This is a genomic window from Hymenobacter sp. YC55, assembly GCF_029433095.1.
Classification (GTDB): domain Bacteria; phylum Bacteroidota; class Bacteroidia; order Cytophagales; family Hymenobacteraceae; genus Hymenobacter.
This window is the reverse complement of record NZ_JARNTX010000001.1, coordinates 740,441-759,598: the sequence shown is the minus strand read 5'-3', so window position 1 is coordinate 759,598 and position 19,158 is coordinate 740,441. Positions and strand designations below refer to the sequence as shown.

The following is a 19,158-nucleotide window of genomic DNA, read 5'->3' as shown; positions in this document are numbered from 1 at the left end:
CTCTTCGCTCTTCTCTTGATGATTCGGAAAACTGCTACTGCTTTTCTGCTAGCGCTGCCGCTGGCTTTCTGTGAACCTGTGGCCGCGCAGGCGCCCGTCACCTACACTGTTGCTTTTCCTAATGCGGTGCACCACGAGGCGCGCGTCAGCATCACGTTTGCGCAGCTGCCCGCCGGGCCCCTGCAGGTGCGTATGGCCCGCTCGTCGCCGGGGCGTTATGCGCTACACGAATTTGCAAAGAACGTGTACGAGGTAAAGGCCACCGACTCGAAAGGCAAAGCACTGGGCATCAGCCGCCCTGACCCATACGGCTGGGATGTAGCGGGCCACGATGGCACCGTCGTGTTCAGCTACACGCTGTTCGGCGACCGGACCGACGGTACCTACGCGGGCATTGATGCTCGGCATGCCCACCTCAATATTCCGGCCACTCTGGCGTATGCCCGCGGCTTGGAGCAGCGCCCCGCCGAAGTGAAGTTCGATCTGCCCACGGGCTGGCAAGTGGCGTCGCAGCTACGGCCCGATGCAACCAAAGGCACTTGGTACGCGCCGCACCTACAGTACCTCATGGACTCGCCCACCTCGCTGGGGCCGCAGAAAACGCGCACCTGGCAGGAACAAGGTCGCACCATTGAAATGCAAGTACTGCACGAGGGCACCGATGCTGAGCTAGATAGCTATGTGGCGCAAGCCAAGAAGGTAGTGAAGGAAGCTGCCGCCGTGTTCGGGGAGCTGCCGGAGTACGACTTTGGGCGCTACACCTTCGTTGCCAACTATTTGCCCCAAACCAGCGGCGACGGCATGGAGCACCGCAACTCTACCTCCCTTACCAGCAACCGCCCCCTACGCGGCACCGGCGCCCTCGACAACCTCGGCACGGTGTCGCACGAGTTTTTCCATAGCTGGAACGTAGAGCGCATCCGCGCGAAAGACCTAGAGCCCTTCGATTTCGACCGGGCCAACATGAGCAGCAACTTGTGGTTTGCCGAAGGCTTCACGCAGTATTACGGCGAGCTACTGCTGCGCCGAGCAGGCGTCTACACCGATCAGCAGTATTGCGAGGAAGCCCTGAACGGCCTCGTCAATTCCATTTTGCTTTCGCCGGGGGCGGCCAAATATTCGCCGGTGCAAATGAGCCAGCAAGCGCCCTTCGTGGATGCCGCCGCCGCCATTGACCCCAACAACCGCGCGAATACTTACTTAAGCTACTACTACATCGGGGGAGCCAACGCGCTGGCCCTGGACCTAGAGCTGCGCGCCAACCACAAGACCACCCTCGACGCCTTTATGCGCGCTGTGTGGCAGCAACACGGCAAACCGCAACGTAACTACGCGCCGGAGCGCCCCTACACCGTCCCCGATTTGCAGCGGGTGCTAGGCGAAGTCAGCAAGGATACCGCCTTTGCCGGCCGCTTTTTCCGGGATCATATTTATGGACATGAGTTACCTAAATTCGAACAGCTCCTAGCTCCCGCGGGTATGCAGCTCCGCAAGGCCAAAGCCGGCCAAGCCAGCCTCGGCCTCAACCGCTTCCAGTTTCTACCCGACAGCAGCGGCGCGGTGCTGCCCGCTACCTCCATCGTGGGCAGTCCGCTCTACGTGGCCGGCATCGACCGGGAGGATGTGCTTCTCAAACTCGATGGCCAGCCGCTGAAGCGGGCCAAGGTGCTGCAACAGCTGCTGGCCAAGCACAAGCCTGGTGATGTAGTACCGCTGGAAGTGCGCGCCCGCGATGGTGTCCGCACCGTACAGGTCACGCTCCAGGAAGACCCGATGCTGGAAGTAGTGCCCCTGCCGACTGCCACGCGCCAACAGCTAGCATTCCGCAAAGAGTGGCTAAATGGCAAGACGAAGTAGAGCCGCTTCCGTGCGCAAAACACTAACCCTATAAAAGAAAAGCCCCGCTGATTAATCAGCGGGGCTTTTCTTTTAGTGATTTTCTAGCGGCGACGGCCGAACAGGCGCAGCAAGAACAAGAACAGGTTTACGAAATCTAGGTACAAGGTGAGAGCGCCGAGCACAGCGGCCTTACGGTCGGTGGCTTCGTCTTCGTAACCAATAAATGCCAGCATTTTCACCTTCTGCGTGTCGTAGGCGGTGAGGGCCGTGAAGAGTAGGACGCCGGCAAAGCTGGTAATCCAGTACAGCAGAGAATTGGCCCAGAACATGTTCACCACCGACGCAATGACAATTCCTATCAGCCCCATAAACAGCAGGTTGCCCCAACGCGAAAGGTCGGCGCCAGTGAAATAGCCATAGAGGCTCATCACACCGAAAGTGCCAGCCGTAATAAAAAACGTAGAGGTTATCGACTCGGCCGTGTAAGCCATAAACACGACTCCTAGCGTAAGGCCGTTGAGCAACGAATAAACTATGAAAGCCCCGGTTGTGGTACTAGCTGGCCAGTCAAACGCTTTGCGCGACAGGAAGCCAACCAGCAGCAGTTCGGCCAGCAGCAAGCCAATGAATACGAACCGATTACCAAATATCAACTCTTGTAGCGTATAAGACGACCCAACGGCCAGCGCTACGGCTCCGCTCATAGCCAAAGCCCCGGCCATCCAGCCGTACACTTGGGTCATAAAACGCGAGGTTACTTGCGCTACCTCCTCGGGTGTTAAAACGAGTTCTGGTTTGGGTTGTTCAGATTCAAACTCTTCCATGACTATTGTTAGATAAGGTGTAAGATAAACGGCGTTGAAAATACTAGGTTGCCTGCATATTCCGCTGTTAAGTATTGGATATTATTTATACGTAATACTGCTGTTACTCGCCCTGCTTTCTGTATGTCCTCCCCACCCCTCGACCGTCGTTTGTGGCTGCTGTATACTATCATCTTGGTTGATATTATTGCGGGGGCGGCTATTGGTCCGGTGATGCCGGAGTTTGTGCGGGGGCTACCCGAGCCGCAACTGTGGCTGCTGGTAGGCATGGGCATATTTTTGGGCGTGCAGTTGTTTTCGGCGCCGCTGCTCGGGCGGTTGAGTGATGGGTACGGGCGGCGTCCGATTTTCATTGTGTCGGCGGTGGGTACGCTGCTGGCGAATGTGCTGCTGCTACCGGTACGAGCGGGGCTCTATTTCGTGAACCGCGCTTCCGATGGTGCTACCAACGGCATGTATTCCACCGTGCGCTCGGCCATTACCGACATTTCCCCACCAGAGCGGCTGTTCAAGAACCTCGGCTTAGAAGGTGCTATTATTTCGCTCGGCTTTGTGATAGGGCCTATGGTGGCCGGGGTGCTACTTACCACCCTTCACGTGCCGCCCGCCCAACAGGCGGCCTACGTGGTACGAATGGCGGTGGTGCTGGCGGCTATTAATATCGTGTTGAGCTTGTTGTTGCGCGAAACCCACCAGCAGCGCAACGGCGTCCGGGGCAGTGAGCTACTGGCAGAATTAGGTCGTTCGGTGAACCCGCTTACGCTCTGGTCGCGGCTGCAAGCGAAAGATGCCAGCAACCCTGGCGTCCGCCGTATTGTGCTGACACAGGTGGCCCTCACGCTCAGCACCGGCTACTACGTGTATTTTGTGCCCTACATGAGCTTGGGCGAGCTGCACATGGATGCCCGTACTATCTCTTACTTCTTCATGTTTTTCGGCGCCCTTAGCATTGTGCTGAACTACGGGTTCTACACCTACCTCGCCGACCGTATAAACCAGCGCCGCGCCATCGTGCTGCTTGCCCTGTTGGGCACGCCAGTGCTGGCAGGCTATGGGCTGTCAGGTTCTTCCCGCGAAGCGTTTGTGGTGCTCGTTGTTCTCGACTGCCTCACACTTTCCTTGATTCAGGGCTTGCTGGAAGGTTTACTGGCCCGCCGCACTACCGAAGTGGACCGGGGCGAGATTTTCGGGCTGAACCAGGCCTTTCAGGGACTCGCTAGCTTCGGCTCCACGCTGGTATGTGGATTGTTGTCACTGCTCGACCTTCGGCTGCCGTGGGCATGGTTTGCGTTGTGCTTGGTATTAGTGGCCGTGCTGGCATGGAATCGTAGTCCGGAGGAGCCATCTGCCACGGCTGATGAGTCGCGGAGTGCGGCCTGATTCTAAGCGCTTCTAAGTAGTAAACAGGCTATTTTCCCTTGCTTTTACTATCAGTTGAAAATAGAGACGCAGTGCTGTAATGAATGTTCATGCTAGGCGATATATACGTCAAACTAGACCGCACACGCTTCATTACCTACCATGCCTATCTTCGATAATATAGCCAAAGCCGCCAAAGACTTTTTTGTGGAAGGCGACGATACCCCGGCAACTCCTGCTACCACGAGCAAAGCGCAGACGGTAGCTACTCCTGCTCCTTTTGTTGCTGCGCAACCTGGTACGCTCACTGCCTTCAATACTTCCCCAAGGCAGCCCGAACAACGGCACCTAGACCATATTGCAGGGCTACTAACCGGCGACGGCAAGGATTTCGCAGCGTATATGAAAATGGTGAAAAGCATGGCCGCCGCGGGCATGTCGGGCCAGCTGCTCTACCAGACGGCTTTCAATGCTTTTGCCGCCATTAACGGCTCTACCGTGCCGGGGCTGCTGGCCTCGGCTGCTAAGTACGAAACCGTACTAGAATCAGACCGCAACAAAGTGTTGGAACGGCACCGCGAAAAGATGGGCGAAATCAAAATCAACAACGCTGCCCCAAGCGTGCTACTCCAACTAACAACCCAAGAGCAGCAACTGGCCCTCGAAATTGCCGAACTAACCAAGCAGCTGCAAGCGAAGCAACAGCAACTCACCGCAACACAGCAACAGCTCACCGAAGAACGGCAAAAAACCCAATCGGCGCTGGCCAGCTACGAAGCCGCCAATGCCAGCGCCCTGGCCGAACTACAAACGCACCGCAAAGCTGCCGAAACGTTTTTGGCAACCACCGGCGCAGCGGGGTAAACTGTCTGGCTTGCGTTGCGGGCAGCAGGTAGCTCGGGAAAAGCTGGAAATGCCTGGCGCTTATGTTATCTTTCAGGAAAATGCACCTCTGATGCAGCCTTTGCGTTGGAGGAGTACTCCCTGTGGTATCAGCCTCAACTGACCTTTCCGCTGTTTATGCTTCGTCTTTCTATTTTTTTGATGAGTGTGCTGCTGGCCGGCTCCGCGGCGGCCCAAACTACTCCTATGGCTAATGCCGGTGTTGCTACGTCTACACCTACTCTACCTGGCATCTTGGGGCCCCGCCAAAGCTTCCGCGTCAATGCTGGGTTTATGACGGCGGGCCGGTATGGTTCGGCCTCGTATGTTAGTCCAGAGATGGGCTACAAGCTCAGTAACCGACTGACGGTATTTACGGGCTTAACTTACATGCGCCTCAACCCTGGCCTGACCACTTATGCTGCTGGTGATGGCGCGCCGCGCGCCTGGAGTGGCACCAATCAATATCTTATTCAGGCGGGTGCGCAATACGCCGTGTCGCCACGCCTAGCCCTGACGGGTACCGCCTGGAAGGATCTGTCGAGCTCGGTGCCACGGGGCATGGTAGTGAATCCGTACGCGGGTTTCGGCGGCAACATGAGTTCGGGCATGAGCTTACGTGCCGACTACATGATAAACGAGAACATCACCATATCGGGCGGCATCCGGACCAGCAACGGACAGTCGAGCATGTATCCGGGCTATTCGCCTGGGCTAACCGGTGGCGGTATCTGGTAGCAGGACTCGCCCGGATTCCTTACCATACAGAATTAGCGGCAAGCCTCGGAAACCTTCCGGGGCTTTGTTGTTTCTTTCACTTACCACTTCCACAACCACCACCGCATGGCCCTTCGCCCCACGTACCTTCGCAACGAAGCTCTGAAAACGATACGCCCCAACTACCCGGGCAACAAGATGATAGGGGCGCAATTCTGCAATGGGGAGGAACTTTACGAGCCTAGCTTCAGCACCGTGTTGCGCTGGCAAACCTCTAAAAACCCACAGAAAGAAGAAAAGAAGGCCGATACTTGGGTGCCGGAAGTAGTGGACTGCACCGCGTTTCTGAAAAGCCAGGAAGATGGCCTGGTCTGGCTTGGTCATGCCTGCTTTCTGCTGCGCGTAGGTGGCGTCACGCTGCTCACCGACCCGGTGCTGTTTTCGTCGTTCGGTTTACGCCGCCGCCACGAACTCCCCTGCCGCGTAGAGGACCTGACGGGCATCAACTACCTCTTGCTCAGCCATGGCCACCGCGACCATCTCGACGAAGCGTCCATCAAGCAGTTGGCCCGGCAGAATCCGGCCATGCAAGTGCTGACCTCGTTGCGCATGGCGCCGCTGGTGCGGGGTATGGCCTCGGGGCTGCAGGTGCAGGAAGCGGGCTGGTGGCAGCAATACGATTTAGGCGACAGCGCACCTTTCGAGTTGTTCTACCTACCTGCCTCCCACTGGCACCGCCGTGGCCTCAACGACCTGAACCGGGTGCTGTGGGGCAGCTTCCTGCTCCGCACGCCCGACTTCCGGACCATCTACTTCGCGGCCGATACCTCTATGGCCGACCATTTCGAGGAAATCGAGAAGCAGTTCGGCCCGCTTGATACTGTGCTGGTACCGATTGGCGCCTACAAGCCCGCCTACATGATGCAACTCAGCCACGTGAACCCGCACGAAGCGGCCAAAGCAGCCAACCAACTGCGAGCCGGCCATGTAGTACCGATGCACTACGGCACTTTCGACCTCTCTGATGAGCCCGCCTCCGAGCCGCTTCACGAAATCAAGATGGTGGCCCACGGTGGTATGCTGCGCGGAGAACTGCACACACCCGCTGTGGGAGAAGTGATGCGCTGGCAGGACTGGGAATAAAGCGCCTATACAAAGTCAGGACCTGCTGGTGCTTGTTTAGGCAGTTGATACAGCCATGACAAGCACCAGCAGGCCCTGTTTAGGGCTGTCAAACAATTATTCGACTACCACGCGCTGAGTCAGCACTTCATCGCCCTGAAACTTGAGCACGTACACGCCCGGCTTTAACTTGTTGCGGAGCGTGACGGTGGAAGCGGCTTTGGTGACGGGGATTTGCATAGTCCGCCGGCCAGTTACATCTAGCACCTCGATAGTTTTGATGTGCAGGGCATTGGCACCCAAGTCCACTGTCAAGTTGTCTTGCGTGGGGTTGGGATACACCTTCACATACTGCGCAGCGCTTTTTGACTTGGTGCCTAAAACGGTTACGGTACCCAAATACCGCGTAGCAAACGTCAGGAAGGCTGGCCAGTCGGGGGCGTCGGTGTGGCCGCCGTTGTGAAAGCGGTACCCAATATCGCCAATGATGTAGGCTTGGTCTATCACCGGCTTCGGGTCGTTCATGATCAAGCCCTGACGGCCAAGCAATTGGTAGACTGGCGAAGCCCCGACGCCCGTTAGGTAGATGCCGTACGGATCAGGCCAAGTGTCCTGCGTGCCAGCGTTCATAAACATGGGCCGCGGCGCGCAAACGGCGAGCAACGAGTGCGCATCGACTGTTAGGTCCTCGATTTTGCGAGGCAAATACGTACCGGGCGTTTTGGGGCCCATCCAGCGGAAGAAGGCACCGGCCATCCAGTGGTACTCCTGGTCCCAACCCGAATTTTCAATGTCCTGCCCCCAGTGGCGGCGGTTCATCTTAGTGCCCAAGCTACCCGCGCAGCTCGGATAGCCGATAGCCAACCGCGGCTCAAACGCCATAGCTACCAGCGTGGCTTTGCCGTAGCGAGAGTGTCCCGTCAGCCCGATTTTGGTGGCATCGACGCTAGGGTCGGTTTCGAAGTAATCGATGAGGCGGCTTACCCCCCAGCTCCAGGCTACCAAGCTGCCCCAGTCGGTGGGTTTGCGCCAGTTGCCTTTGTTGACTAGCCCAATCAGGTAGCTGGTAAGGCCGGCTCCGCCATTGAAATCGGGTTGCAAAGTGGCGTTGCTATAGATGCAGATGCCCCAGCCCACGGGCCGTACGTAGTTCCAGTAAGTGTCCAAAAGAGCAGGAAGGCCACCGAAGCCGGGGTTGAACACGATAATAACGGGCACTTTGCCAACTGCATTGGTAGGCACACGAAGGGTGGCCGTAATCTGCGGCCGGTTGCGCACCTGTGGGTAGCGGGAAATGTCGATGGTGCCGGTTATGGCTTTCTGCGTGTAGGCGCCAGCACCTACGCCACCCGTGGTGGTTACGGTCGAGAACGTGACACCAGGCAATATGCTGTCGGCAGGCATAACGCCGTAAAGCTGCTCTTTCAAGTCCTTCATAATCTCGGGTCGGCGCAGCGTCCACCACTGGTCGGGGGTAGTAATGGCCCGGCCGCTTTTCGTGCGCAGCAAGTCAATGGCCGGATAGTCCCACACCCGCCACGCCTCGGGGCCCGGCCAAAAGCCATTCGGCTTATCATCGTAGTTGGTCCAGAGCCCAAAGTCAGACCGCGACACGAAATAGCCTTGCGAGGTTTGCCAGTTGCCTTGTGGATTGGTTGAATCGGATGGGTAGGCTCCCGGTGGCCGGTTGGGGTCTTGCAGCTTGGGCGGCAATGTCGGGAACGTGATGCCGAGCTGCCACACCATTTGGTTGCGGTCCTGATTGTTGGTTACGTTGGCCGGCGGGAAGGCAGGAAAAGGCGCTTGGGCCTGTGCTGCAAAATGCAGCGCCAGCAACAAACAGAGTAAGAAGGCTTTCGTGTTTGGAAGAAGTGTTTTCATAGACATGGTAGGAGTTTTGGGGGAGCGAGTTCAGCGAAACAGTTAGTGGAGTGTCAGCATAGGGCGGCCGAACAGGTACAGCAAAATCGATATGCCTGAAAAGCAGAAACTACCAGCCACTGATAGTCGGTCACGGAGTGTTTTCATAAGAAATAGGTTGGTTTCTACGCGTTGCCGCCTCTACTGTCAAGGGCCTAGGTACGTCAGCAAGGCAGCTCTTCTGGAATATACTCTCTGAGCTAGTCTTTATGTGCTAGGGTCATGCTCTCCCCCCCTCATATCGGCAAAATCAAAATATCGGTATCGTTTTCGAAAACGATACCGGACAAAATTTTACTGTCTGATTATCTGCGGCTTTAAAACTGTTATTGCCGCGTTACCGGCACTTGCCTTTGCCTTCGGGGTTGCCTCGGCCAATGAGTATAGTTCAAAAAATAGCTTTGTTACTGGGGTATAGTAGCTACTTCAGGGCTGCATTGGGCATAACTGTGTAGTTGCAGCAGCAACTGTATCTTTACCTCCCTGTTTCTCGGCCTGCTATGTCTCCTACCCTTATTCTGAGCCTGATTGCAGGCTACTTCGTTGTTCTCATCATCATTTCGATTCTGACTTCGCGCAAAGCCACGAGCGAATCGTTCTTCATTGCCAACCGCAATGCCCCCTGGTACATGGTGGCCTTCGCCATGATTGGGACTTCGCTTTCCGGGGTCACGTTTATTTCCATTCCGGGCATGGTGGCAACGCAGTCGTGGAGCTATATGGCGGTGGTGCTGGGCTACACGGTAGGCTATTTGGTGATAGGAACGGTGCTGATGCCCATGTACTACCGGCTGCGGCTGGTGAGTATCTATACGTATCTGGAGCAGCGGTTTGGGTTTTGGAGCTACAAGACGGGCGCGTTTTTCTTCTTGATTTCCAGAGCTGTGGGCGCCGCGTTCCGCTTGTTCTTGGTAGCGGGCGTGCTGCAATTTGCCGTTTTCGATTCGTTGGGCGTGCCGTTTGCCGTCACGGTGTCGGTTAGCATCTTCCTGATTTACCTCTACACCTTCCGGGGCGGCCTCAAAACCATCCTCTGGACCGATACTTTCCAGACCATGGCCATGCTGGTGTGCGTGGCCGTGAGCATCTACCTGATGGCCGATGAACTGAACCTCGGCTTCGCGGGCCTTGTGAAAACTGTGCGCGAAAGCGCCATGTCGCAGATTTACTTCTCCGATGTCAAAGACGATAAGTATTTCTGGAAGCAGTTTGCCTCCGGCGCTTTCATCACCATTGTGATGACTGGCCTCGACCAAGATTTGATGCAGAAGAATCTGAGCTGCCGCAACCTCGGCGACGCGCAGAAAAACATGTTCTGGTTCACTATTGCCATTGTGGTGGTGAACGTGTTTTTCCTCTCACTTGGGGTGCTGCTCTACCAATTTGCTGCCGCCAAAGGCATTGCGCTGCCTACCAACGCTGCCACTGGCAAAATTATCGGCGACAACGTGTTTCCGCTGCTGGCCACCAACCACTTCACGCTTTTCGCGGGGGTCGTGTTCATCTTGGGCATCATTGCCGTGACGTATGCCTCCGCCGATTCGGCCCTGACGGCGCTTACCACCTCGTTTTGCGTGGACATGCTCGACATCAAGCAGTACGGGGAGAATAAGCAGCGGCAAGTGCGGCAATTCACGCACTTCGGCTTCTCGCTAGTGCTGATTGTGATTATCCTGATTTTCCGAGCCATCAACGACCAGAGCGTCATTACGGCCGTGTTCAAGGCGGCTGGCTACACCTACGGGCCTCTACTTGGGCTCTACGCCTTCGGGCTGTTTATGGGCCGTGGCCTCCACGACCGGCTGGTGCCGGTGGTCTGTGTAATTGCGCCCTTGCTTACCTACTTCATCAATGCCAATTCCAAGGCTTGGTGGGGCTACGAGTTTGGCTTTGAAATTCTGATTCTCAACGGCTTACTCACCTTTGCTGGGTTGCTCGCAATTTCACGTCCTCGACTTGTCACAGAATTGAACCCTGTTGGGTAAGGGTTGTTTAGGAAGAAGCGTACGTACCTTTGCTGTTTGTAGCGCAGAAAAGCCAATTGGTCTGTTTTGCAACGGCTGCTATAGCGCTGGAATAATTGTGCTTACGGTGTACTTGTTTCCTGCGGCTCACGGCTATGTGCGCTACTTTATCTTTTATGAAACATCTGCTTCTTCTGGTTCTGCTCTTTGGTTCTGCCTATACGGTCAGCGCGCAGCAGTCCGCTCCCCCTTCCTCGAAACCCATTGAATTGAAGGCGGGTCGGATGCAGGCGCAGGCTCGGCCGGCTTCCAACCGGCCCGATGTAGCGCCGTCGTTTCCGGGGGGCGCCGACGCGTTAGGCGCCTTTTTTCAGTTGAACATCAAGTATCCGGAGACTTCCGGCGTCAACAATCCTACCGGCAACGTATTAGTAACGGCAACGGTCGAAGCCAACGGCCGCCTATCCAATCCGGTAGTGGCGCAGTCGTTGTCGCCGGCCCAGGATGCGGAGGCGTTGCGAGTAGTGGCGCTCTTGCCGGCTTTCAAACCCGCTACCCGCAAGGGCGTGCCCGTGCCAGTGCAAATTAGTCTCCCCGTGCCGTTTGGCAACGGGCAGATTCTGAAGGTAGAGCAGGCGAACAACAAAGACGAATAAATGCAGAAGCGAAGAATCGAAAGCTAGGAACCGGATACTACCTCTCCTAGCTTCAGAATCCTCGCTTCTAACTTCTATAAGAGAATGGCCCGAAGCGGAATGAATACGAGCGGCACGACCCTTGAACCGGAAGTGCCCAAGAAAAAATTAACCAAGGAAAGTCTGCGGCACGGGCTGCGGATTTTTCGCTATGTATTGCCTTATCGGGGCAAGTTTACGGTGGGCATGATTCTGCTGGCCTTGTCGAGTGCTACGGTCATGCTGTTCCCCTGGGTGATTGGCAAGCTCACCGACGCCGCAAACGGCAAGCCGTTCGTTTTGCCGAATGGCACCGCTGTCAGCATCAACCAGATTGCCATTGGCCTGTTTGCCGTCATTGTGCTACAGGGCCTTTTCTCGTTTGGCCGCATCTGGTTTTTCACGCAGGTCAGCGAGTTTACGGTGCGCGACATCCGGCAGGCACTCTACCAGAAGTTTGTCACGCTCCCAATTCCCTTCTTCGAGAAAAACCGCGTTGGCGCCATCACCTCCCGCATCACTTCCGATGTTGGGATGATTCAGGACTCGTTTTCGCTCACGCTGGCCGAATTGTTTCGCCAGGTTATGACCTTGGTGGTGGGCATTGTGTTCATCATGATGGTGTCGGTGAAACTCTCGCTGTTTATGCTGCTTACCTTTCCGCCTATCGTGGTAGTCGCCATGGTTTTTGGGCGCAAGATTCGGGTGTTAGCCAAAGCTACACAGGATGAGCTAGCTAAAACCAACGTCATCGTAGAAGAAACCTTACAGGGTATCAACACGGTGAAAGCCTTCACCAACGAGCAGTTTGAAACGCAACGCTACACCACTTCGCTCACGCGTACCGTGCGGGCCGCATTGAAAAGCAATCTGTACCGGGGAGGCTTTGTGTCGTTTGTCATCATCGGCTTGTTCGGTGGTATTATTCTGGTGCTGTGGCGGGCGGCCTCTCTTGTGGCCGCCGGCCAAATGACCATCGGTGACCTAACCTCGTTTGCGCTTTATACCATTTTCATTGGCGCCTCGGTGGGTGGCTTGGGCGAGTTGTACGGCAAAGTGCAGAGCACGCTAGGCGCGTCGGAGCGCATTCTGGAAATCCTGGACGAAAAGTCCGAACCAACCCACCAAACGCGTGTGGCCGGGCTGGCCCCGCTGCAAGTGCGCGGCGACATCGACTACCGCAACGTGGCCTTCCGCTACCCTACCCGCCCCGACTTGCCCGTGCTCAAAGACATCAGCTTTGATATTCAGGCCGGCGAAAAGATTGCGCTGGTGGGCCCGTCGGGAGCCGGCAAGTCCACTATCGTGCAGCTGCTGATGCAGTTTTATGAGTTAAGCGACGGCAAGATCCTGATTGACGGGCGCCCGGTCAGCCAGTACGACCTTACTGAGTTGCGTCGCCACATCGGCATTGTGCCGCAGGAAACCATTTTGTTCGGCGGCAGCATTCGGGAGAACATTGCCTATGGCAAAACCGACGCCACCGACGAGGAAATTATTGCGGCGGCCCGCAAAGCCAATGCCTGGCAGTTCATCGAGTCGTTTCCCGAGGGCCTCGATACGCTGGTGGGCGAACGGGGTATTAAGCTGTCGGGTGGCCAGCGGCAGCGCATTGCCATTGCCCGCGCCATTCTGAAAAATCCCGCCATCCTCATTCTCGACGAAGCCACGTCCTCCCTCGACAGCGAGAGCGAGAAACTAGTACAGGGCGCCATGGACGAGCTGATGCAGAACCGTACCAGCATCATCATTGCCCACCGCCTAAGCACCATCCGCAAAGTGGACAAGATCTTGGTTATTGATGGCGGCCGCATTGTCGAGCAAGGCACTCATGATGAACTAGCCCACAACGAAAATGGGTTGTACGCAAACCTGCTGAAGCTACAATTCGAGTTGAGCTAGAGCTTATCTGGCTTGAAATAGCCCGTTCGGTTGCGCTTACCGAAGCACCTCGTGTGCTACCGTTAAGCGCAACCGAACGGGCTATTCAGTCCGAGCACTGTCACTTTCCGTACACTCCCGTTCACCTATTTGCCAACCGTTAGTTGGCTGCTTGCTATGTCACTCGCGCAAACCAAAAATCGGCTCGGCCTGCTTTCCCTGGTGGTAAGTGTAGTGCTGGTATTGGTAAAATTCTACGCCTACTACCTCACCCGCTCCCAAGCCGTGCTGACGGATGCGCTGGAGTCGATTATCAACGTCTTTACCAGCGGCTTCGCGCTCTACAGCATCTACCTGGCTAGTTTGCCCAAGGATGAAAACCACCCGTACGGCCACGGCAAGGTGGAGTATCTGTCGGTGGGTTTCGAGGGTGGCCTGATTCTGTTTGCGGGAGCGTACATCTTCTACAGCGCCACCAATACCCTGTTCCATCCTCACGTGGTGGCCCGGCCCGATTCGGGCCTGTGGCTGCTAGGGGCTACAGCCGTAGTCAACTTAGCTGTAGGCTACGTGCTAGTTCGGGCGGGTCGGCGGCTACATTCGGTGGCCTTGGTCGGCGACGGGCAGCACTTGTACATTGACGCCCTGAACACGATTGTGTCGTGCGCGGCTCTGGCGCTGGTGTTCTTCACGGGCAATGTGCTCTACGATACTATTGCGGCCTATCTGCTCGGACTTTTCATCACGGTGAACGGCTACCGGATGCTGCGCAAATCAGTGGCGGGCCTCATGGACGAATCAGACGTAAAGACCGTGGGCCGCGTGATTCAGGAGTTGCAGCAGCACCGACAGCCCGCTTGGATTGATGTGCACAACCTGCGCGTACTGCGCTACGGCGCCGATTTACACATCGACTGCCACGTGACACTACCATATTATTTCAGCTTAGAGGAAGTGCATGCGGAGGTGCACCGCATCGAGGATTTCATTCAGACACGGTTTGAAGTGGACACGGAAATGTTTGTGCATGCCGATCCTTGCAACTTCTCGGCTTGCTCGCACTGCCACATGCCCGAGTGCCCGGTACGGCACCACCCCTTCACCCGCGAAATACCCTGGACCGTAGCCAACACTGTAAAAAACGAGCGGCACCAACTAGCGGAGTCGGAGTAGCTGATATCATTGACTTATCTTATGTCTAAGTCTATAATTGTCACTGAATCATACCTGAGTGCTCACGATTTTGCTGCTATTCATCAAAAACAAGAACAACAACGTTATCCGGCAGCAGTGCGGCAGCGCCAGGTGGCACCGGGTAAAGTCCCCGCAAAATGGGCTACCTGGTGGAACGTGGTCTGGTTGCTACTGCTAACAGGTGGCGCGTGGCTAGTTCCGAAACCTTTTAAAGGCTATATAATAATTGCTTTGGTGACTGCACTGGTCACGGCAGTAGGTTTGTGGTACAGGCATTACGAATACCGCCGGGCTTACCAGCAAAGCCCAACGGCCAGCCGTCCTACTAGCTTCACTATCCTAGAGCATGGAGTTGTTATTGAGCAACAGCATGAGTTTTTCACGCTGCTTTGGTCGGATTTCTATCACATTCGGCGGGTTGGCCGGTGGTGGTTGTTGTATCCTAATGCTGACTACTGCTATTACCTCAATATGCGCAACATAATGCCGCCAGCTACCGAGGCAGATTTACTGGAGTTACTACACGAATATGAAATTCTAGCTCGATAATACGTGCCTTCTGCTTCCCTTATTGCTCCTGGCGTCACAATGACGGCCGATGACTTTGTGGTTGTGAACTTCCGGTTGTGGCGGCAACAGCCGGCAACGCGCCGCAACTATTGGCTTTTGGGAGCAGCATTGCTCTTGCTAAGTATAGCTGTAGCACTCGACGTTGTACAGAACCACCGAATTAGCAATCCGAGCACCCTAGCCTTTTTGGCCGTGGGAGTACTCTATGGTTTGTTTCGCATGAGCTTAGTGCGCTACCAACTGCGCCGAGGATACGAGCGAAACGCCGTGCTTCGCGCACCCACCGACTTTACATTTGATGTGGAGTTTCTCCGTGGCCAAACCAGTAATGGCCGCTTCGAGGCGCGTTGGACTACAATGCGGCGGGCGGTGTGGGTGAAACCGAACTGGTTGCTGCTTTACCCTACCGAGGCGGCCTGCTATTACGTGGATTTGCGCCGGATACAAGCACCCGCTGCACTGGAGCAACTATTGGCTTTAGTGAGAGAAGCTGGAATAGCAGTGCGGGAGGTGTAGAGAGGATACCAACAGACATAAGATTATATGCCTACGGCAGAATTCAGCGTTGTCTTGATTCTATCAAGCTAATGGCCTGCTCTATATGATAACCAGTCTCACTCAGCCCCGCCGACACCAGATTTACCGCCGCAACTTGTCGATTCCAGAGGTGTGGCCATTGGCTATAGTGGTGCTTGTGCTTTTTCGCTGTTGTTTGGCGACTACTTCCTTAAAGCAAATAGAACCAGTTGTTGACCTGCCTACAACTTCAGGATCAAGCTGCTTACCTGAGAACCGCCACTATAATATCACCATCAGCAAAGACAATAAGATTTTCTTTAACGTCGAAGATGAGCCTTATCGGACTATGGTTGTCGAACAAGTAGCAGCCCTATATGGTGTTCGACTCACGACCCTGCAACAGCAGGAATTGCACCGACTGCCATACATAGGCATGGATGTACGCAGACTACCAGAATACTTTTCTTCCAGTAGGATTCAACGTTATTCACTACTCAAAGCGGGTATACCAACTGCACAATTGGAGGAGTACATAGATGCTACTCGTCGGGTGTATAGGGAATGCGTTGGTAAACCTGTTTTCTGTTTTATCCGGGCAGACAAGAGCACGCCTTTTGCTGCCATCCGACCTATCATTCAACTTTTACAGCAACACAACATCTATCGACTCAACTTTAGAACTACTATGCCAATTGGAACCCTATAGCTCTTGTTGTGCATGACTAATCACACTGAAACCCGCGCTCCAACGCGGGTTTTATTACTTTTAACCACGAATCAATTTCATTTTCCCCTTTCATGAAAGCACTTCTCTCTCTCACCGCTGGTTTGGCTCTTCTTGTAGCCATTCCGCAAGTAACTCATGCTCAGATTGCCACTCCTGCTGCTAGTCCTAAAAGCGTTGTCCAACAGCGTGTAGGTCTTACCGACGTTACCATCACCTATTCGCGCCCAAGCCTCAAGGGACGCGCAGCTTTCGGTGCATCCTCTCCCCTCGCGCCTCTTGGCAAGCGCTGGCGCACGGGTGCCAACGCCACTACTACTATCAAGTTCTCCGACGACGTGACGCTGGAGGGCAAGAAAGTGCCAGCTGGCGAGTACGGCATCTACACCATCCCAAATACGGCCGAGTGGACTGTGGTAATCAGCAAAAACACCAAGCAAGGAGCTGATGTCGATGGTTTCAAAGACGCCGACAATGTAGCCAGCTTCACCGTAAAGCCTTACAAGACAGCCACAAAGGTGGAAACCTTCACCATCAACTTCTCTGACCTCACGCCCGCTACTGCCAATGTAGATATGGTGTGGGCAACCACCGGAGCTAAGTTCAAAGTGACGACCGATGTGGACCCCAAAGTAATGGCCCAAATCGATGAGAAGGTGGTGAAAAACGCCACTCCCAATGCCAACGACCTCGCTGCTGCCGCTGTCTACTACTACGACAACAACAAGGATCTGAAGCAAGCCCTAACCTGGATCCAGAAGGCCAACGAGAAGGACCCCAAGTTCTGGAACGTGCACACCGAAGCCAAAATCCGCATGAAGATGAAGGATTATAAAGGCGCCGCTGCCGCTGCCGAGCAGTCCAAGAAACTGGCCCTGGCTTCTACCCCTCCCAACACCGACTACGCCAAGATGAACGACGACTTGGTGGCCGAAACCAAAAAGCCGGCCGCAAAGTAACCCTCAGTCTCTAGGCTGCCTAGCAGTAAGCAGGCAATAACGCTGATTACAAAATAAGCCCTCTGCTTAGTAGCAGAGGGCTTATTTTGTAAACTTTCTTTTGTTGCAAAGTGTCATCAGAAGAATATCGTCTACTAGACTCATTCGCCTTAAAGTTAATTAGACGAGGGCGCGAGACGCTGATAGCAAGCTGCAATAACCATGACCAGTGCACAGCCAATGATATTGAACCACAAGTAGCCAATATCCGTCAGCCAGAATAGCAGCAGCACGATAATCTCGGCGAGAACAGCGGCCCAAAACACAGCCTTACCACCGATAGATTTCATAAAGAAAGCCACCACAAAAATGCCCAAGATGGTGCCGTAGAAGAGCGAACCGAGAATGTTAACGGCTTGGATCAGGTTTTCGAGCCGGGCGGCAAACGTTGCAAACCCAATGCCGAGCACGCCCCACGCAATGGTCGCCCACCGGGAAGCCTGTACGCAGTGGCTGCCGCTCAGGTGCGGACGGCTCGGGCGATACAAATCAACCACCGTAGTGGAAGCCAGTGCATTAAGGCCCGAAGCCGCCGAACCCATAGCCGCCGACAACACCACCGCAATCAGCAAGCCCACTAGTCCTTGTGGCAGATACCGCAGTACAAAGGTCAGGAACACGTAGTCGGTGTCTTTGGCCTCGGCCGATGGGGCGGCTTTTTTCAGCAGGGCCTGGGCTTCGGTGCGCAGGGCGCGGGTGGCCGTGTTGGAAGCTTGCACCTGCGTTTGCGCGGCAGCTAGCTGGCTGCCATCGTGGCTGCGTAGTGCTTCCACTAATTGGGTATTAGCGGCTCGCTTCGCCGCAAACAGTTGGCAGTGCTTATCCTCCAGAGCCCGGAGGCTGGGACCATGCTCCGCTGACTGAGCTACTTGGTCGTGGACGGGACGGTTGAACGTGAGCGGTGGCGCATTGAATTGGTAGAACACAAAGAGCAACACCCCAATAAGCAGGATACCGAATTGCATGGGTACCTTCACGAGGCCATTCATGAGCAAGCCCAAGCGGCTTTCCGTGATGTCGCGGCCGGCCAGGTAGCGCTGCACCTGGCTTTGGTCGGTGCCGAAGTACGAGAGGGCCAGAAACAAGCCGCCCGTCATGCCCGACCAGAAGTTATATCGGTCGTTGGGGTCGAAATGGAAATCGACGAGGTTGAGCTTGCCTTGGCTCCCTGCTACTTGCATGGCCTCCGTAAAGCCCATATCAGCAGGTAAGTAATGTACCAGTAGGTAGCCCGCCACCACCATGCCCGTGAAGATGACGCCCACTTGCCACTGCTGCGTGACGGCCACCGCCTGCGTGCCGCCCGCTACTGTGTAGAAGATCATCAACCCCCCAATCAACCAAACGGTAAGGTTGATATTCCAGCCCAAAATGGCCGACAACACCAACGCCGGTGCATACAGCGAAAGGCCATTGCTAAGTCCGCGCTGCACCAGAAACAGCACTGCCGCCAGGGTGCGGGTCCGCCTATCGAAGCGGCCTTCCAAGTACTCGTAGGCCGTAAATACCTGAAGCCGCTGGTAGATCGGGACGGCAAACACGGCAATCAGCACCATGGCCAGCGGCAGGCCAAAGTAGAACTGAATGAACCGCATGCCATCATCATAGGCCTGACCGGGCGTGCTCAGGAAGGTAATGGCCGAAGCCTGGGTGGCAATAATGCTTAGTCCGATGCCCCACCACTGCGCCTGCCGGTCGCCGAGCAGATAGGAATCCATAGTATGGCCGGCGCGGCGGGTGCGCCAAGTTCCGTAGCCTACAATAAAGAGCAGCGTACCACCCAGCACCAGCCAGTCGAGTAAGCTCATGAAGCGAAAAGCTGGGTGAGATACGTGAAAAGCCCTACTTCCACCGCCAGTGCCCCAAGCACTAGCCAGTACCAGGCCCGCCAGGAAGGCAGCAGCGGAGGCTTTTCAGTTTCAGATGGGGTGGGCATAAGGGCAGGCAACTAGAGCGAAGAACTAAAAAACG

The 19,158-nt window shown here is 55.5% G+C and carries 16 protein-coding genes; 12 read left to right on the top strand and 4 right to left on the bottom strand.

Going from position 1 to position 19,158, the window contains the following annotated elements; translation table 11 throughout:
• Nucleotides 1-18 precede the first annotated feature (18 nt).
• Nucleotides 19-1,857 (top strand): PDZ domain-containing protein, encoded by a 1,839-nt coding sequence (locus P1X16_RS03240; RefSeq protein WP_277226309.1) that lies wholly within the window; start codon nucleotides 19-21, stop codon nucleotides 1,855-1,857.
• An 83-nt stretch (nucleotides 1,858-1,940) separates the two neighbouring features.
• On the opposite strand, the gene P1X16_RS03235 is transcribed toward P1X16_RS03240, so the two are convergent.
• Nucleotides 1,941-2,663 (bottom strand): Bax inhibitor-1/YccA family protein, encoded by a 723-nt coding sequence (locus P1X16_RS03235; RefSeq protein WP_277226307.1) that lies wholly within the window; start codon nucleotides 2,661-2,663, stop codon nucleotides 1,941-1,943.
• A gap of 123 nt (nucleotides 2,664-2,786) precedes the next feature.
• On the opposite strand from P1X16_RS03235, the gene P1X16_RS03230 reads away from it, so the two are divergent.
• From P1X16_RS03230 to P1X16_RS03215, 4 genes are all read left to right on the top strand, one after another.
• The gene (locus tag P1X16_RS03230) at nucleotides 2,787-4,043 is read left to right on the top strand and encodes an MFS transporter (protein ID WP_277226306.1); all 1,257 of its coding nucleotides are present in this window, start codon (nucleotides 2,787-2,789) and stop codon (nucleotides 4,041-4,043) included.
• A gap of 141 nt (nucleotides 4,044-4,184) precedes the next feature.
• Complete coding sequence (locus tag P1X16_RS03225) at nucleotides 4,185-4,886, top strand: hypothetical protein (protein WP_277226305.1); 702 nt, start codon at nucleotides 4,185-4,187, stop codon at nucleotides 4,884-4,886.
• Between the two features lie 156 nt (nucleotides 4,887-5,042).
• Nucleotides 5,043-5,642, top strand: a complete 600-nt coding sequence (locus P1X16_RS03220; protein WP_277226303.1) for a hypothetical protein — start codon at nucleotides 5,043-5,045, stop codon at nucleotides 5,640-5,642.
• Nucleotides 5,643-5,747: 105 nt separating this feature from the next.
• Entirely contained in the window at nucleotides 5,748-6,764 is a 1,017-nt protein-coding gene (locus P1X16_RS03215) for an MBL fold metallo-hydrolase (RefSeq protein WP_277226301.1), read from the top strand.
• Nucleotides 6,765-6,860: 96 nt separating this feature from the next.
• Here the strand turns inward: P1X16_RS03215 and P1X16_RS03210 are convergent, their stop codons facing one another.
• Complete coding sequence (locus P1X16_RS03210) at nucleotides 6,861-8,624, bottom strand: T9SS type A sorting domain-containing protein (RefSeq protein WP_277226299.1); 1,764 nt, start codon at nucleotides 8,622-8,624, stop codon at nucleotides 6,861-6,863.
• 539 nt (nucleotides 8,625-9,163) lie between these two features.
• Here P1X16_RS03210 and P1X16_RS03205 point away from each other — a divergent pair.
• From P1X16_RS03205 to P1X16_RS03175, 7 genes are all read left to right on the top strand, one after another.
• Complete coding sequence (locus P1X16_RS03205) at nucleotides 9,164-10,648, top strand: sodium:solute symporter (RefSeq protein ID WP_277226297.1); 1,485 nt, start codon at nucleotides 9,164-9,166, stop codon at nucleotides 10,646-10,648.
• Nucleotides 10,649-10,803: 155 nt separating this feature from the next.
• The gene (locus tag P1X16_RS03200) at nucleotides 10,804-11,283 is read left to right on the top strand and encodes a TonB family protein (protein ID WP_277226295.1); all 480 of its coding nucleotides are present in this window, start codon (nucleotides 10,804-10,806) and stop codon (nucleotides 11,281-11,283) included.
• Between the two features lie 84 nt (nucleotides 11,284-11,367).
• Nucleotides 11,368-13,203 (top strand): ABC transporter transmembrane domain-containing protein, encoded by a 1,836-nt coding sequence (locus P1X16_RS03195; protein WP_277226294.1) that lies wholly within the window; start codon nucleotides 11,368-11,370, stop codon nucleotides 13,201-13,203.
• A gap of 156 nt (nucleotides 13,204-13,359) precedes the next feature.
• Nucleotides 13,360-14,355: a cation diffusion facilitator family transporter gene (locus P1X16_RS03190; protein ID WP_277226292.1), complete on the top strand. Its 996-nt coding sequence runs from the start codon at nucleotides 13,360-13,362 to the stop codon at nucleotides 14,353-14,355.
• A gap of 21 nt (nucleotides 14,356-14,376) precedes the next feature.
• Nucleotides 14,377-14,925, top strand: coding sequence for a hypothetical protein (locus P1X16_RS03185; protein ID WP_277226290.1), 549 nt, complete (start codon nucleotides 14,377-14,379; stop codon nucleotides 14,923-14,925).
• Nucleotides 14,926-14,928: 3 nt separating this feature from the next.
• Nucleotides 14,929-15,462, top strand: a complete 534-nt coding sequence (locus tag P1X16_RS03180) for a hypothetical protein (RefSeq protein ID WP_277226288.1) — start codon at nucleotides 14,929-14,931, stop codon at nucleotides 15,460-15,462.
• Nucleotides 15,463-16,263: 801 nt separating this feature from the next.
• Entirely contained in the window at nucleotides 16,264-17,148 is an 885-nt protein-coding gene (locus P1X16_RS03175) for a DUF2911 domain-containing protein (RefSeq protein ID WP_277226286.1), read from the top strand.
• Between the two features lie 155 nt (nucleotides 17,149-17,303).
• Here the strand turns inward: P1X16_RS03175 and P1X16_RS03170 are convergent, their stop codons facing one another.
• Entirely contained in the window at nucleotides 17,304-18,995 is a 1,692-nt protein-coding gene (locus P1X16_RS03170) for a sodium:solute symporter (protein WP_277226284.1), read from the bottom strand.
• Nucleotides 18,992-19,123: a hypothetical protein gene (locus tag P1X16_RS03165; RefSeq protein ID WP_277226282.1), complete on the bottom strand. Its 132-nt coding sequence runs from the start codon at nucleotides 19,121-19,123 to the stop codon at nucleotides 18,992-18,994. Before P1X16_RS03165 ends, P1X16_RS03170 begins: the two co-directional genes overlap by 4 nt.
• Between the last annotated feature and the right edge of the window lie 35 nt (nucleotides 19,124-19,158).

Excerpts from the sequence above, each read along its gene's own strand:
- P1X16_RS03240 (WP_277226309.1), top strand. The coding sequence starts at position 19 with ATGATTCGGAAAACTGCTACTGCTTTTCTGCTAGCGCTGCCGCTGGCT.
- P1X16_RS03235 (WP_277226307.1), bottom strand. The coding sequence starts at position 2,663 with ATGGAAGAGTTTGAATCTGAACAACCCAAACCAGAACTCGTTTTAACA.
- P1X16_RS03230 (WP_277226306.1), top strand. The coding sequence starts at position 2,787 with ATGTCCTCCCCACCCCTCGACCGTCGTTTGTGGCTGCTGTATACTATC.
- P1X16_RS03225 (WP_277226305.1), top strand. The coding sequence starts at position 4,185 with ATGCCTATCTTCGATAATATAGCCAAAGCCGCCAAAGACTTTTTTGTG.
- P1X16_RS03220 (WP_277226303.1), top strand. The coding sequence starts at position 5,043 with ATGCTTCGTCTTTCTATTTTTTTGATGAGTGTGCTGCTGGCCGGCTCC.
- P1X16_RS03215 (WP_277226301.1), top strand. The coding sequence starts at position 5,748 with ATGGCCCTTCGCCCCACGTACCTTCGCAACGAAGCTCTGAAAACGATA.
- P1X16_RS03210 (WP_277226299.1), bottom strand. The coding sequence starts at position 8,624 with ATGAAAACACTTCTTCCAAACACGAAAGCCTTCTTACTCTGTTTGTTG.
- P1X16_RS03205 (WP_277226297.1), top strand. The coding sequence starts at position 9,164 with ATGTCTCCTACCCTTATTCTGAGCCTGATTGCAGGCTACTTCGTTGTT.
- P1X16_RS03200 (WP_277226295.1), top strand. The coding sequence starts at position 10,804 with ATGAAACATCTGCTTCTTCTGGTTCTGCTCTTTGGTTCTGCCTATACG.
- P1X16_RS03195 (WP_277226294.1), top strand. The coding sequence starts at position 11,368 with ATGGCCCGAAGCGGAATGAATACGAGCGGCACGACCCTTGAACCGGAA.
- P1X16_RS03190 (WP_277226292.1), top strand. The coding sequence starts at position 13,360 with ATGTCACTCGCGCAAACCAAAAATCGGCTCGGCCTGCTTTCCCTGGTG.
- P1X16_RS03185 (WP_277226290.1), top strand. The coding sequence starts at position 14,377 with ATGTCTAAGTCTATAATTGTCACTGAATCATACCTGAGTGCTCACGAT.
- P1X16_RS03175 (WP_277226286.1), top strand. The coding sequence starts at position 16,264 with ATGAAAGCACTTCTCTCTCTCACCGCTGGTTTGGCTCTTCTTGTAGCC.
- P1X16_RS03170 (WP_277226284.1), bottom strand. The coding sequence starts at position 18,995 with ATGAGCTTACTCGACTGGCTGGTGCTGGGTGGTACGCTGCTCTTTATT.
- P1X16_RS03165 (WP_277226282.1), bottom strand. The coding sequence starts at position 19,123 with ATGCCCACCCCATCTGAAACTGAAAAGCCTCCGCTGCTGCCTTCCTGG.